Genomic DNA, 12,948 nt, shown 5'->3' with positions numbered 1-12,948 from the left:
AACACTCGGCGTTTTATCTAGCACTTATGATTACGATTCCTTTTAATAAACGTCATTGCTGTTGGTTTTGTAATGAACCCATGAGCGATTTCCTGCTATGCCCCGCCACAGCAAAACCGCAGATGTCGCATCCGCAAGCCCTAGTTCCAGCCTGCCAAGAATGTTTATCTATCGCCAAAAAACACTACTTTGAAGATATTTGGCATTGCCGCGATCAAATAAAACGCACGCTCAGACAAAAATATGCCAAACATTTAGCCATAGGTGAAAATTGGACTCAAGAGGAACTGGCCGACAGTGGTTTTGATGACAATATTTTTGGTGGTTTTAAAAAAAGTGCATGGCAAATGTTTGAAATAGCAAGGGATAGGGTCAACGCGCAAGGTTGGCCAGTGGTGATTGATGGCATTGATTATCCGCCACCATTATCTATGGCATTTAGCTTTAACGGTGTTGAATACAGCCATATTAGCGAGGCCATCAGTGAGCAAACTCAACGCCATGCTCTCGATGAATCGTTCCTTATCAGCTTAGTGGACATAGTTGGAAAACCTAGATTTGCTTATGCCATTCGGCTTGCTAAATTATATCGCGGCGTGAGCTTGCAACAAAAAAAACAGCTCATTGATGAGCTGCAGAGTGACTTTCAATCCTAACATTTAGAATATGCCTTAAGTTTCTCGCGCAGACGCTCCTGCACTAGGCTCACCAACATATCCGGTTGGAATTTTGAAATAAATTTATTACAGCCAACCTTCTCCGCCATAGCATTATTAAAATTGCCACTTAACGAAGTATTGAGAACTACGTACAAGTCTTTCAATTTTTCGTCACTGCGAATTTCAGCGGTTAACTTATAACCATCCATTTCTGGCATTTCAGCATCCGTAATCACCATCAACAGCTTTTGGTTCACATTCACACCATCTCGCGTCCAAGACTGCAGCAACTCTAATGCCTGCAAGCCATCTTGTACCTCAGTAATATCAATGCCGAGCGGACATAAGGTTTCTTTGACTTGACGCCGCGCCGTTCCAGAATCATCGACCACAAGAATATGCTGGCCTTTCAGATGGTTAACTAAGCCGCCATCCAAAATTCCAGCAGACAAATTCGTATCATAATCAATGATTTCGGCTAGAACCTTCTCTACATCAATAATGGAGACTAGCTGACTGCGATCATTTTCTTCGAGGCGAGTAATGGCGGTGAGATAATTATTAGCACCAGCCGTTTTTGGCGGCGGTAAAATATCACTCCAAGTCATATTAACAATATGCTCAACTTTACCGACTAAGAAACCTTGAATGGTACGGTTATATTCAGTGATGATGAGATTGCTTTCAGCCGTGGTTTCTATGGGTTTAAAACCTATCGCCGCCCGTAAATCAATAACTGGAATAGAAACGCCACGGATATTGGCAACGCCAGCCACATGCGCATGACTGCCTGGTAAGGTATTTAAGGGGGGTAACTTAACGACTTCTCGAACTTTAAATACGTTAATTGCAAAAAGTTGCATCGAGTTGATGCGAAACAGCAGTAATTCTAGTCGATTCTCACCCACCAACTGTGTCCGTTGATCGACGCTTTCCAATACTTTTGCCATAGATGACTTTCCTGCTGTCTCATGGTTCAAACGTGTTTGAACCGAATTGTCCTTATTGCTTGTTGCAAGTATAGCCATTAACCATAAAAATAATAAAAGTTGTCAAAAAAATTATCAGGCAAGCTCAAATAGTTAGTTAAAAAGCATTATGTGTGTAGCGCTAAACTCAGTGTGTTTTACGCTTAAACCGACAATAACAATGGAATTAACTTAGCTTGACAATCTTTACCCACTAGCCAATTGAGCTTTTTAGCGCCATTTCAACCTCAACAGTTAACATCTTGAAAGATATTGTTGACATATCTCAATATCTTGCTATCATCAGTAGCAGTTCAACCTCTAGTTCCTCTATTCTTTCCTCTTAAGCTGTCCGCCTTAGAAAGAAATTAATTCAGCGTCATCTATTGGTCATAAAACAAACCTAAAATAGACATGCTTCTCAGTTAATCGCTGAGGGACTTTTGATAACTAAAAAACTAACTTTAACTAGCAAACCCGTAAATTTCACAGTACGAGGAAGGCTTATTGTACAAATATCGACACCACTGGGTGTTCATGGAGCTTTAAACTATGTCATATAAAATTGATGGTCTTGAAATAAACGTATGTTTTCCTGTGGATTCTATTTCACTAAACAAATCTTCTATCGCTTTCAACGATAGACAGGGTAAAAATAAACAAACGTTTACCCAACGCACCGATGCGTTAAAATTTATGAAATGGTTGCTTAGCGGTAACTGTTAATTCAACGCCCTGCCCTTACGCAGGAGTCGTCAGTGTGATGCGAGGTTAGGCCTTGTTGCTGCCAACCAATGCATCACACTCCATTATTTCCTCTAGATATTCCTCATCCTTAAATTTCAAACTTGCGCCTATACCTAGGCAGCATAGATTCATTACCTATTAATCCTCCTTGATGTAAATACAATATTTGTCGTGACTGCACTTGCATTAGTCTTTGTTTTAACGCTAAAAATCCAATTGGGTCATATAACAATTCAAACTCTATCCCTGAGCTTTGCTGTACCGCTTGCCATAGTTGATAGCCTTCAAGATACGGTTTACCAAAATGATATTTTTTCGCTAATGTGACTATTTCAGGCATACCGTAAGTAGCAGCGCCTAATTCATTAAACTGAGCTCGCAGATAATCACTGCCGCCGACAGCAGCGCAGGTGATGACATTAATATCCACGGCACATTCCTTAAAACGGCGATGCAAAAAGAAAGCAGTTGTGCCTGTGCCAGATGGGAGAAATACATCTAAAGGTTCTGAATTGCCTTGATAATCAGCAATAATTTCATCGGCCAACTTAGCAACGCCCTGATAGGCTAATTGACAGCGCCCGCCTTCAGGTACAAATAAACATTGTGCAGCATCAGATTGCTGCAATCTCACGCCTTCAATGTATTGCTGACATGTCATTCCGGTCGCTGCAGCAATTGAATTTATCGGTATTATGTTGGCGCCTAAAGCTAATGACCGCTGGTAATTGGCCGTTGGGTTTTCAAGCAAGAATCCAGCGATATGATCAACATAGAACTCAAGTTTCCAGCCCTTTAGCTGCGCCAATGCTGCCATAGAGAGCAGTGAATTAGCTTGCGGCGACCCATAACCAATCAAAGTATTGATAGCACCAGATTCTAAGGCTAATAAGCCATAGAACTTACGCGCTTTATTGCCGGAAAATAATGGGTGCAATAAGTCGTCGCGCTTAATCAAGAGTTGATGATGTAAAAACTAGAATGCTTGAATGGGCGTTTGCGCTAGTTTCATAAACACTTAGAAAGACAAAAAAGCTATTTTAACGATTTTCGTTGCTAAACTTAACCATATATTGGTTAAACTCACCAATCAATCTCAACAGACATTAATTTTATATACTGTAATCAATGAATTATGATGATGGCATCAAATTTGCTAAATCTCAGTTTTAGTTAGTGGAGCTTTTCATGTCACTCTTGCGTTTATTATTAAATATCCTCTGGATAGTGTGCGGTGGTTTTATCATGGGATTAGGTTGGTGGTTAGCCGGAGTCTTGTGCTTTATTAGTATTATCGGCATACCGTTCGGGCGCGCCTGTTTTGTTATTGGTGAAATGGCGTTCTGGCCTTTTGGTCAGCAAAGCGTTAATCGGCAACTAGTTTCTGGCCAAGAAGATTTAGGTACTAGCTCTTTCGGTATGCTAGGTAATATTATTTGGTTTGTGATTTTTGGCTTCTGGCTAGGCTTAGGTCATCTAGTGTTAGCCCTTGGCTATTTCATTACTATCATAGGTATTCCGTTTGGATTACAACACCTTAAGCTCGCTATGTTAAGCCTAACCCCGATTGGTCAGACCATAGTCGCTAAACCATAGTTGCCAAACCATAGTCAAACGCCAATCTGACCTATCTAATAGCACTTAACTAGTAAGATTTGGTTAGGTAACTATTCATCACAGCTTGAGGGTCTATTTTACTTAGGCCCTCATTCACTCGTAGACGCCACATCATCCCTTGTTCATTCGCGCTAAATGCAATCAACAAATCTTGGCTAATCAAAACTTTAGGCTGCATTTGCAATTGCTTAGCCACTGAGGTTAATGGCTCTTGGCTTAACCAGTATTTCATCACCCAAGGGTCAATTACCGCGCCATCAATGCGATTACTCGCAAGCAACTGCAAATTATGCGCATCTGATCCAGCAACAATAAGTGGTTGATCGGCAGCAAATAGCGCCGTCATTGGCTGGTTGGGGCTAGTTAAGGGTTCAATCACCCCTAAGGTATATAGAGTTAAGTCACTTAACTGCAACCACACTAAGGGAGCCACTTGCTTAGTGGCTAAACCAATATCGCTCACGCCAATAGGATTTGAGAAAATAAATTCATTACTATCAAAGGCATAAGTCGGGAAATAACCTTGATATTGACCGGTATTAATACTGGCTAATTTTTTGGTTCGATCCCAAGGATAAAAATCAACTTCAAGATCATGCCCTACAGCTTGCAAGGCCGCTTTAACCACGGCCACGCTCGCGCCTTGTTGCTTTAACGTTTGCCCAGAATACGGTGGCCACAGCCCAGAGGTGAGTTTTAAAGTGTCGCTAAAGCAATAAAGGGGGCTCAAGGCTGCCACTAGCATTAAGGATAGAAAATGACATCTGGCGGCTATCGCAAATTTAGTAAAATTGGCTGACATAGTCGAGTCTGAATCCTTATCGCAGGCAACGGCTTGTAAGTATAGTGTATACCTATCAAGCTATTGCGAACAATTCCATGTCATTGATCACAAATATTTAATCAACACGGCCGATAGACTCAATCTAATTTTATTAATATTCAATAACTTATTTTATGTATACCATACTCTTACACATACTATTTGTAAGGGAATTACCTGTGAAATTTAATTGGGTCATGTTAGCTTTGCTCTGTTCGCCGCTGGCGAGCGCCGAACCGATTGAGATCATCCAGCCAGCAAAAATTACCGCGCCTGAAAAAGTAGAGCTAGGCAAAATGCTGTATTTTGAACCTAGATTATCCATGTCAGGTTTTATCTCTTGTAACTCATGCCACAACTTGTCATTAGGCGGCGTTGACGCCATTCCAACCTCGATTGGTGATAAATGGCAGCAAGGCCCGATTAACTCTCCTACCGTATTGAATGCTGACTTTATGCTGGCACAATTTTGGGACGGCCGAGCAAAAGACTTAAAAGAGCAAGCTGGCGGCCCGATCGCTAACCCGAAAGAAATGGCATTCACCCATGAACTGGCCATTGATACCTTAGCGTCTTTGCCTGGCTATCGCGCTAAGTTCAAACAAGTTTATGGTAGCGATAAAATCGATATTGACATGATCACCGATGCTATTGCTGAATTTGAAAAAACCTTAGTGACTCCTAATAGCCCATTTGATCTTTATCTGGCAGGAAATAAGGCAGCAATTAGCGATGATGCATTAGCCGGTTATCAGTTATTTAAAGATAAGGGCTGTGTTGCTTGTCACAATGGTCCTGCGGTTGGCGGCACCATGTATATGAAAATGGGCTTAATTAAGCCGTTCCACACCAATAACCCTGCCGAAGGGCGTAAAGGTGTGACAGGTAAAGATGCCGATCTGCATGTATTTAAAGTGCCAACCCTGCGCAATATTGAACTCACCTATCCCTACTTCCACGATGGTAGCGTGTGGGACTTAGAGCAAGCCGTTAATGTCATGGCTGATATTCAATTAGGTCAGAAGCTTAATGAGCAGCAAACTGTACAGATGGTTGCTTTCTTAAAGTCGTTAACTGGCGAGCAGCCACAAATTGTATTGCCAATTTTACCGCCATCGAACGCCAATACTCCAAGACCTCAGCCATTTGCTGAATAATCCTAAGTATTAGCCTTGATATATCATGCCCCGCGTGGGGCATGATTCTTCTACCGTATCAAGCTGCTGGAGCGATTAATTCTAAAGCTAACCTTCCTGTTATTTATGCGCACTCAGTGTCTCAAATTTCCTGAGTTTGACCTCAGTACTTAAGTTCACTTCATAAGCTCACTTCATAAGCTAAGTGCATAATACCTGTCCTTAATTTCTGCTTGATGGTTATGTGTACCCCTGCCCTTTATCGTATGATAGCCAGTATCGCTTTTCTTAAGAGACATTCATTTATGCAGTATTGGTTGCTGAAATCAGAGCCGGACGAATTTAGTATTAACGATCTTGCCAAGTTGGCGCCTAAGGTTGAACCTTGGTCTGGCATACGCAATTATCAAGCCCGTAATTTTATTCGCGATCAAATGCAAATTGGCGACGGCATTTTATTTTACCATTCAAGCTGTAAACAACCTGGCATAGTCGGGCTGGCTAAGGTTGCGAGTACGCCCTACCCAGACCCAAGTCAGTTTGATAGCGTATCGCCATATTTCGATGCTAAATCCAGCATAGATAATCCAAGGTGGGTATTAGTTGATATTGAATTTCTTGAAAAATTTAAGCGCGTCATTAGCCTTACGCAAATCAAAGCCATGCCACAGTTTTCTGAACTGGCACTCATAAAATCACCGCGCCTCAGTGTGCAACCCGTTAGTAGCAGCCATTGGCAGCAACTGTTAGCGCTTGGCCGCTAACGTAAGTTCTCCAGAGTTTACTGGCTTTAGTTTGGTTGCTTTAGTGTGGTTTAGTGATGCGCTTGACCACATTCTTCCAACAGTAGTTGAGTAAAGAGTTGGCCGGCGCGGCCTAATGGCCGCTGCTGGCTCCACACTAATTGCGGCGTGAAGCTATAGCGCGAACCGGCAACAAAATCGACTTCAACGAGTACGCCGCTCGCTAACTCATCATTGACTAAATAATCTGGCATCCAACCAAAGCCTAAGCCTTTGAGTAAAGCATTTTTCTTCATCATAAAACCTGATAAATAAAACACTTTATCGCCACCAAACTGCATATCATCCCGATAGCCCTTATCCCCTGATGAATCCTCAATAGTAAGCTCTACAAATTGCTGTAATTGATGCAATTCGACTTGGCGTTTCACCGCTAACACGTGACTAGAGGCCACCACTAAAATACTGGTCACACTGGGTAGCGGCGTGGCGTGGTATTGAGATCCTGAGCGAAAATCCTTCACTAACATCAAGTCAGCGCTATCGCGTAAAAATCTGTGCTGTACGCCCCCTAAAAATTCGACATTTAGCTGTATTTTAGTGGGCACTTGATGAGCCGCCATACGTTTAAGGGCTGTCATTACTGGCTCCATCGGCAAGGCGCCATCAATAATCAGTTCAAGCTTTGGCTCCCAGCCCTCACCAAAGCGGCTAGCCAGTTGGGTGATGTGATCCCATTGCTGCAATAAGCGTTGACCTTCTTTTAAAATGGCTAAGCCTTGAGGGGTAAGCTGCGCGCGATACTGGCTTCTATCCAATAAAGTAATGCCTAATTCTTGCTCTAACTTTTTGATTTGATAACTCACAGCCGACTGCGCTTTGTGCAAACGCTCAGCTGCTGCGGCAAAGCTGCCCGTTTCGACCAACACATCCAGCACCCGAAAAGCATCAATATCAATCCGCATAGCAACTCCATCTAAAAAATAGAACGTGTTGAACAATTTATTATTCTTTTTTTTGTTGATTCAAGCAACTAGATTGTTATCAAAGTCACATTTACCCTACATTTAGGTGCTGAGGAAATTTTATGCCCATCTATATAAAACAAGGTGATATTCCTCATAAACGTCATATCACCTTTGAAAAACCGAACGGCGAGTTATATCGAGAAGAACTGTTCTCCACCCATGGCTTTTCCAACATTTATTCCAATAAATATCATCACAATATGCCGACCAAAATTTTAGAAAACCGCGTATTTGATATTGACCATGGCGATAACTGGCAAGATGCATTAATTCAAAACTACAAACTGGATTCTCGTGTCGTTGATAAAAGCGGTAATTTCTTTTCGGCGCGTAACAAGCTGTTTTATAACAACGATCTTGCCATGTACACAGCAAAAGTGAGTGAAGGCACAGATAACTTCTACCGCAATGCCTACGCCGATGAAGTGATTTTTGTCCACCAAGGTCAAGGCCAATTACTCAGTGAATACGGCGTGTTAGCTGTGCGCCAATGGGACTATCTAGTCATACCTCGCGGCACCACCTATCAGCTGATATTCGATGATTATCAAGATGTTAGATTGTTTGTTATTGAATCTATGTCCATGGTGGAAGTGCCGCGCCATTTTCGTAATGAGTATGGGCAAATGCTAGAGTCAGCCCCATATTGTGAGCGCGATATTCGAACGCCACAGTTGACTGCGGCGATTGTTGAACAAGGGCAATTTAGCTTGATCAGTAAGTTTGGTGACAAGTATCAGCAAACCCTGCTGCAGTGGCATCCGTTTGATCTAGTGGGCTGGGATGGCTGTGTGTACCCTTGGGCATTGAATATTAAGGATTACGCTCCTAAGGTGGGTAAAATTCATTTACCGCCCTCAGAGCATTTGTTGTTTAGCGCCCATAACTTTGTGATTTGCAATTTTGTGCCGCGCCTTTATGACTTCCATCCCCAAGCCATTCCGGCGCCTTACTTTCATAACAATATCGATAGCGATGAAGTCTTGTATTACGTCGATGGCGACTTTATGAGTCGCAAAGGCATACAGGCAGGCTTTTTAACTTTGCATCAAAAAGGCGTTGCTCATGGGCCGCAGCCTGGTAAGACAGAAGCCAGTATCGGCAAAAAAGAAACTCACGAATATGCGGTGATGGTTGATACTTTTGCCCCGTTGCAGCTTACAGCCCATGTTAAACACAGCATGGCCGCTGATTACGTTAATTCTTGGCTCGAATAATGGTCAGCCTTAATCACCCACAAAATTTGCAATCAAGGACATAAAAATGGCAACAACAACCAATCCTTTAGGTTTGATGGGCATAGAATTTACCGAATTTGCCAGTCCAAACCTCGACTTTATGCACCAAGTGTTTATCGATTTTGGCTTTTCTATGCTGAAACAGCATCATGAGCACGACATCATTTATTACCGCCAAAATGACATCAACTTTTTACTTAATCGCTCTAAACAAGGCTTTAGCGCTGCATTTACTAAAAGTCATGGACCTGCCATTAGCTCTATGGGCTGGCGCGTGCTAGATGCTAACTTTGCCTTTGAGCAAGCCGTCGCTCGTGGCGCTAAGCCTGCCCCGCGGGAGGTTACAGACCTACCTTATCCCGCCATTTATGGCATAGGTGACAGCTTAATTTATTTTATCGATACCTTTGGCGCTAACGGCAGCATTTATGAGCGCGATTTTGTGGATTTAGCCGAGCCCATCATAGTGAAAGATAAGGGCTTTATTGAAGTCGATCACCTCACTAATAACGTCTTTAAAGGCACAATGCAGTACTGGGCAAACTTCTATAAGGATATTTTTGGGTTTACTGAGGTGCGCTACTTTGACATTAGCGGCGTACAAACTGCCCTCATCTCTTATGCGTTGCGCTCTCCCGATGGCAGTTTTTGCATTCCGATTAATGAGGGCAAAGGCAACGACAATAATCAAATTGATGAATATCTGCGTGAATATAATGGCCCAGGCGTACAGCATCTGGCCTTTAGAAGCAGGGATATAGTGGCATCCCTTGATGCTATGGCGGGCACTCATATTAGCACGTTAGATATTATCCCAGAATACTACGACACCATTTTTGATAGATTGCCACAAGTCACTGAAGACAGAGAGAAAATCAAGAATCATCAAATTCTGGTGGATGGCGATGAATCCGGCTATTTATTGCAAATTTTCACTAAAAATCTGTTTGGGCCAATTTTCATCGAAATCATTCAACGCAAAAACAATTTAGGCTTTGGTGAAGGTAACTTTAAAGCCTTGTTTGAATCCATTGAACGCGATCAAGCGCGCCGCGGCGTGTTATAACTCAACGCTTTACTTGCTGAAATCAGAGTTTTGTTACTAAGCACCAACTGATTTCATGCGATATCTCACAAACTGCCAATGAGTCACTGATTGGCAGTTTTTTTAACGCCATTTCACAGGTAATATTCTTTACCTTTGTTTGCTTAAGACCTGTATGCCTGATTTCACCTTACTTGCGGTATTTATCCCAACCTTCTTCTTTGTTTCTATTACTCCGGGGTTGTGTATGACCTTAGCCATGACATTAGGCATGAGCATAGGGGTGCGTAAAACCTTATGGATGATGCTAGGTGAACTGTTAGGCGTTGCCATAGTTGCTATCGCCGCCGTCATGGGCGTTGCCAGCTTAATGTTGAATTACCCGCAAGTGTTCTCGCTGCTTAAATGGGTGGGCGGCGTGTATCTTATTTATGTCGGTATCAATATGTGGCGCAGTCGCGGCAGTATGGCCATAGTCGCCGATAGCCAAAAAAGTATTAGCCGCATTACTTTGTTCTCTCAAGGGTTCGGCACAGCGATTGCCAATCCAAAGGGCTGGGCATTTATGGTGTCTTTATTGCCTCCCTTTATTAATCCGCAAGAATCTATGCCGGTACAGTTAATGGCGTTAATTGCCATTATTTTAGTATCTGAGTTTGTGTGCATGATGCTTTATGCATCCGGTGGCAAAACCCTAAAACTGTTTTTAAGCCAAGGGGATAACATTAAGCTAATGAACCGCATTGCTGGCAGCTTAATGATTTTGGTCGGTGGTTGGCTGGCCTTAGGGTAAATACCTTAAGAGGCTATTTTCCCTAAATAACAATAAGTGATATACCCTTGAGCGAGCCCCATTAAGCTCGCTCAATTATCATCTTGGCACTATCACAACTCCTACACTTATTGCTCTCACGCTAGAGCATTGCAATTTCAGTTAATTAACGGCACATTACTAAACATTAAAACAACATTAGTGTCAGGTAAGCATGACTATAACTAAGCCGTTCCAGCAGCCAAGCCTGCCTAAATTGCCAGCCCCATTAACACCCGCTAAATCATCAATTTCATGGGCGAAACCCTCTTTTCTAGTGCCAGCAGCTATATCTAAGTCTGCGTTAATCATAATGTTATGCTTACCATTAAGCCTAACATCTAGCGCAGCTCAGCCCCCCAATCCACCCGCGGTGATTTATGAACATTTAGCCACAGCGCAGCCAGAGTGGGCTGAGCATGGCATGGTTGCCAGCCAAGAGGCGCTCGCGACTCAAATTGGGGTCGATATTTTAAAGCAAGGCGGCAACGCCATAGACGCCGCCGTAGCCACAGGCTTTGCCTTAGCGGTCACTTTACCCAGAGCCGGTAATATTGGCGGCGGCGGTTTTATGTTGGTGTATCTTGCCGAAAAAAAACAAACCATAGCGATAGATTACCGTGAAATGGCGCCAGCCTTAGCCCACCAAGATTTGTTTTTAGATACACAAGGTGAAGTCAATCCATTACTGTCTAAAGAGCATGGCTTAGCTGTCGGTGTGCCCGGCACTGTGATGGGGCTTCTGAGCGCGTTGGACAAATATGGCACTATGTCACCCGCGCAAGTCATAGCGCCCGCCATTGCCCTTGCCGAGCAAGGGGTAACCGTAAGTTATGATTTAGCGCAATCACTTGCCGCGTTAAAGCCTAAACTCAGCCGCTGGCCAAGTACGGCAGCCATTTTTTATCAGCCAAATGGTGACAATTTCGCGCCTAATACAGTGTTAAAGCAGCCACAACTGGCCAATAGCCTGCGCTTAATTGCACAACAAGGCGCGGCGGGGTTTTATCAGGGTGAAACCGCGCAAAAAATCGTGGCAGCCGTAGCTGCAGCTGGCGGAATTTTATCGCTAGCAGATATGCGTGATTATCAAGTGGTCGAGCGCACTCCTGTGGTGGGAGAGTATCGCGGCCATCAAGTAATCTCTATGCCGCCGCCCTCCTCTGGCGGCATACATATTATCCAAATGCTGAATACCTTAGAAAATTTCCCTTTAGGAGAGCTTGGCCACAACAGCGCCGCGAGCTTACATTTGCTGACTGAAACCATGAAATTGGCCTATGCCGATAGAAGTGAATATTTAGGCGACCCTGATTTTTACCCTGTGCCAACCCAAGCATTAATCGCTAAAGTGTATGCTAAACAGTTAGCCGCTAGCATCAAGGACAAGGCAACCCCAGCAAACGAAATCAAACCTGGTGCCATGCTCAAGAACGAAAGCCCACAAACCACTCACTATTCAGTGGTCGACCAATGGGGTAATGCCGTTTCTAATACCTATACCCTTAACTTTAGTTATGGATCTGGCCTAGTTGCTGCTGGCACTGGCATATTACTCAATAATGAAATGGATGACTTTTCAGCAAAACCTGGGGTTGCTAACGGTTTTGGATTGATTGGCGGCGCCGCTAATGCCGTGCAAGCACGTAAGCGGCCATTAAGTTCAATGAGCCCAACCTTGGTCTTAAAAGATGGCAACATTTTGTTAGTGACTGGCAGTCCAGGCGGTTCGCGCATTATCAGTACAACCTTACAAATCATAACCAATGTGATTGATTATCAAATGAATATTGCCGAAGCCACCCAAGCTGGCAGAATTCATCATCAATGGTTGCCCGATGAATTACTGCATGAGCGCTCGATTAATAGCGATACCATTAGCCTTTTACAAGCTAAAGGCCATGTCACTAAAATACAAGCTGCCATGGGCAGCACTCAATCCATTATGCGGGCGCCTGTCGGTTGGTTTGGTAGCTCAGATCCTCGCCGCGGCGCATCACTCACCGCGGGCCACTAACTCTGCATAAGAATCAACATCAAGGCGCCAGCATAACCACAGCCATAAGCGCCTTAGATGAGATAGCAATCAGTCTGTTATAAGCAAGCCGCATGCAAATACTCTAATCCCTCACA

General features: G+C 43.4%; 12 protein-coding genes. 8 read left to right on the top strand and 4 right to left on the bottom strand.

The genetic code is table 11. The features are described from left to right. Window positions 1-80 precede the first annotated feature (80 nt). Window positions 81-656, top strand: a complete 576-nt coding sequence (locus tag FJQ87_RS08920; RefSeq protein WP_140932333.1) for a hypothetical protein — start codon at window positions 81-83, stop codon at window positions 654-656. On the opposite strand, the gene FJQ87_RS08915 is transcribed toward FJQ87_RS08920, so the two are convergent. Both FJQ87_RS08915 and FJQ87_RS08905 read right to left on the bottom strand, forming a co-directional pair. Next, window positions 653-1,609 carry a chemotaxis protein CheV gene (locus tag FJQ87_RS08915; protein ID WP_140932332.1) on the bottom strand — a complete coding sequence of 319 codons (957 nt, stop codon included), beginning with the start codon at window positions 1,607-1,609 and terminating at the stop codon, window positions 653-655. The two genes, FJQ87_RS08920 and FJQ87_RS08915, sit on opposite strands and share 4 nt — an antisense overlap. 853 nt (window positions 1,610-2,462) lie before the next feature. Then, window positions 2,463-3,332 (bottom strand): pyridoxal-phosphate dependent enzyme, encoded by an 870-nt coding sequence (locus FJQ87_RS08905; protein WP_140932330.1) that lies wholly within the window; start codon window positions 3,330-3,332, stop codon window positions 2,463-2,465. A 230-nt stretch (window positions 3,333-3,562) separates the two neighbouring features. On the opposite strand from FJQ87_RS08905, the gene FJQ87_RS08900 reads away from it, so the two are divergent. Next, a complete protein-coding gene (locus FJQ87_RS08900; RefSeq protein WP_140932329.1) occupies window positions 3,563-3,970 on the top strand; it encodes a YccF domain-containing protein in 408 nt (135 codons plus the stop codon). 49 nt (window positions 3,971-4,019) lie between these two features. On the opposite strand, the gene FJQ87_RS08895 is transcribed toward FJQ87_RS08900, so the two are convergent. Then, window positions 4,020-4,793 (bottom strand): transporter substrate-binding domain-containing protein, encoded by a 774-nt coding sequence (locus FJQ87_RS08895; protein WP_140932328.1) that lies wholly within the window; start codon window positions 4,791-4,793, stop codon window positions 4,020-4,022. A gap of 218 nt (window positions 4,794-5,011) precedes the next feature. On the opposite strand from FJQ87_RS08895, the gene FJQ87_RS08890 reads away from it, so the two are divergent. Together FJQ87_RS08890 and FJQ87_RS08885 are read left to right on the top strand one after the other, a co-directional pair. Further along, window positions 5,012-5,971 carry a cytochrome-c peroxidase gene (locus tag FJQ87_RS08890; RefSeq protein ID WP_140934052.1) on the top strand — a complete coding sequence of 320 codons (960 nt, stop codon included), beginning with the start codon at window positions 5,012-5,014 and terminating at the stop codon, window positions 5,969-5,971. 284 nt (window positions 5,972-6,255) lie between these two features. Continuing rightward, entirely contained in the window at window positions 6,256-6,714 is a 459-nt protein-coding gene (locus FJQ87_RS08885; RefSeq protein ID WP_140932327.1) for an EVE domain-containing protein, read from the top strand. A 50-nt stretch (window positions 6,715-6,764) separates the two neighbouring features. Here FJQ87_RS08885 and FJQ87_RS08880 read toward each other — a convergent pair whose 3' ends face one another. After that, entirely contained in the window at window positions 6,765-7,658 is an 894-nt protein-coding gene (locus tag FJQ87_RS08880) for a LysR family transcriptional regulator (protein ID WP_140932326.1), read from the bottom strand. Between the two features lie 122 nt (window positions 7,659-7,780). Here FJQ87_RS08880 and FJQ87_RS08875 point away from each other — a divergent pair, with 122 nt between their 5' ends. The 4 genes from FJQ87_RS08875 (at window position 7,781) to ggt (ending at window position 12,832) form a co-directional block, all read left to right on the top strand. Next, window positions 7,781-8,938, top strand: a complete 1,158-nt coding sequence (locus tag FJQ87_RS08875; RefSeq protein WP_140932325.1) for a homogentisate 1,2-dioxygenase — start codon at window positions 7,781-7,783, stop codon at window positions 8,936-8,938. Window positions 8,939-8,984: 46 nt separating this feature from the next. After that, window positions 8,985-10,025 (top strand): 4-hydroxyphenylpyruvate dioxygenase, encoded by a 1,041-nt coding sequence (gene hppD / locus FJQ87_RS08870; protein ID WP_140932324.1) that lies wholly within the window; start codon window positions 8,985-8,987, stop codon window positions 10,023-10,025. 154 nt (window positions 10,026-10,179) lie between these two features. Continuing rightward, window positions 10,180-10,797, top strand: coding sequence for a LysE family translocator (locus FJQ87_RS08865; protein WP_140932323.1), 618 nt, complete (start codon window positions 10,180-10,182; stop codon window positions 10,795-10,797). A 331-nt stretch (window positions 10,798-11,128) separates the two neighbouring features. Further along, window positions 11,129-12,832: a gamma-glutamyltransferase gene (ggt, locus tag FJQ87_RS08860; protein WP_140934051.1), complete on the top strand. Its 1,704-nt coding sequence runs from the start codon at window positions 11,129-11,131 to the stop codon at window positions 12,830-12,832. Window positions 12,833-12,948: the final 116 nt, after the last annotated feature.

It is taken from the genome of Shewanella sp. SNU WT4 (assembly GCF_006494715.1).
Taxonomy (GTDB): Bacteria; Pseudomonadota; Gammaproteobacteria; order Enterobacterales; family Shewanellaceae; genus Shewanella.
The sequence above is the reverse complement of the archived record's forward strand: the minus strand, read 5'-3'. Positions and strand labels throughout refer to the sequence as shown.

What these genes read in the sequence shown, in the direction of transcription:
- FJQ87_RS08915 (WP_140932332.1), bottom strand. Translation starts at nt 1,609, where the DNA reads ATGGCAAAAGTATTGGAAAGCGTCGATCAACGGACACAGTTGGTGGGT.
- FJQ87_RS08880 (WP_140932326.1), bottom strand. Translation starts at nt 7,658, where the DNA reads ATGCGGATTGATATTGATGCTTTTCGGGTGCTGGATGTGTTGGTCGAA.
- FJQ87_RS08900 (WP_140932329.1), top strand. Translation starts at nt 3,563, where the DNA reads ATGTCACTCTTGCGTTTATTATTAAATATCCTCTGGATAGTGTGCGGT.
- FJQ87_RS08865 (WP_140932323.1), top strand. Translation starts at nt 10,180, where the DNA reads ATGCCTGATTTCACCTTACTTGCGGTATTTATCCCAACCTTCTTCTTT.
- hppD (WP_140932324.1), top strand. Translation starts at nt 8,985, where the DNA reads ATGGCAACAACAACCAATCCTTTAGGTTTGATGGGCATAGAATTTACC.
- ggt (WP_140934051.1), top strand. Translation starts at nt 11,129, where the DNA reads ATGTTATGCTTACCATTAAGCCTAACATCTAGCGCAGCTCAGCCCCCC.
- FJQ87_RS08885 (WP_140932327.1), top strand. Translation starts at nt 6,256, where the DNA reads ATGCAGTATTGGTTGCTGAAATCAGAGCCGGACGAATTTAGTATTAAC.
- FJQ87_RS08875 (WP_140932325.1), top strand. Translation starts at nt 7,781, where the DNA reads ATGCCCATCTATATAAAACAAGGTGATATTCCTCATAAACGTCATATC.
- FJQ87_RS08890 (WP_140934052.1), top strand. Translation starts at nt 5,012, where the DNA reads ATGTTAGCTTTGCTCTGTTCGCCGCTGGCGAGCGCCGAACCGATTGAG.
- FJQ87_RS08920 (WP_140932333.1), top strand. Translation starts at nt 81, where the DNA reads ATGAGCGATTTCCTGCTATGCCCCGCCACAGCAAAACCGCAGATGTCG.
- FJQ87_RS08895 (WP_140932328.1), bottom strand. Translation starts at nt 4,793, where the DNA reads ATGTCAGCCAATTTTACTAAATTTGCGATAGCCGCCAGATGTCATTTT.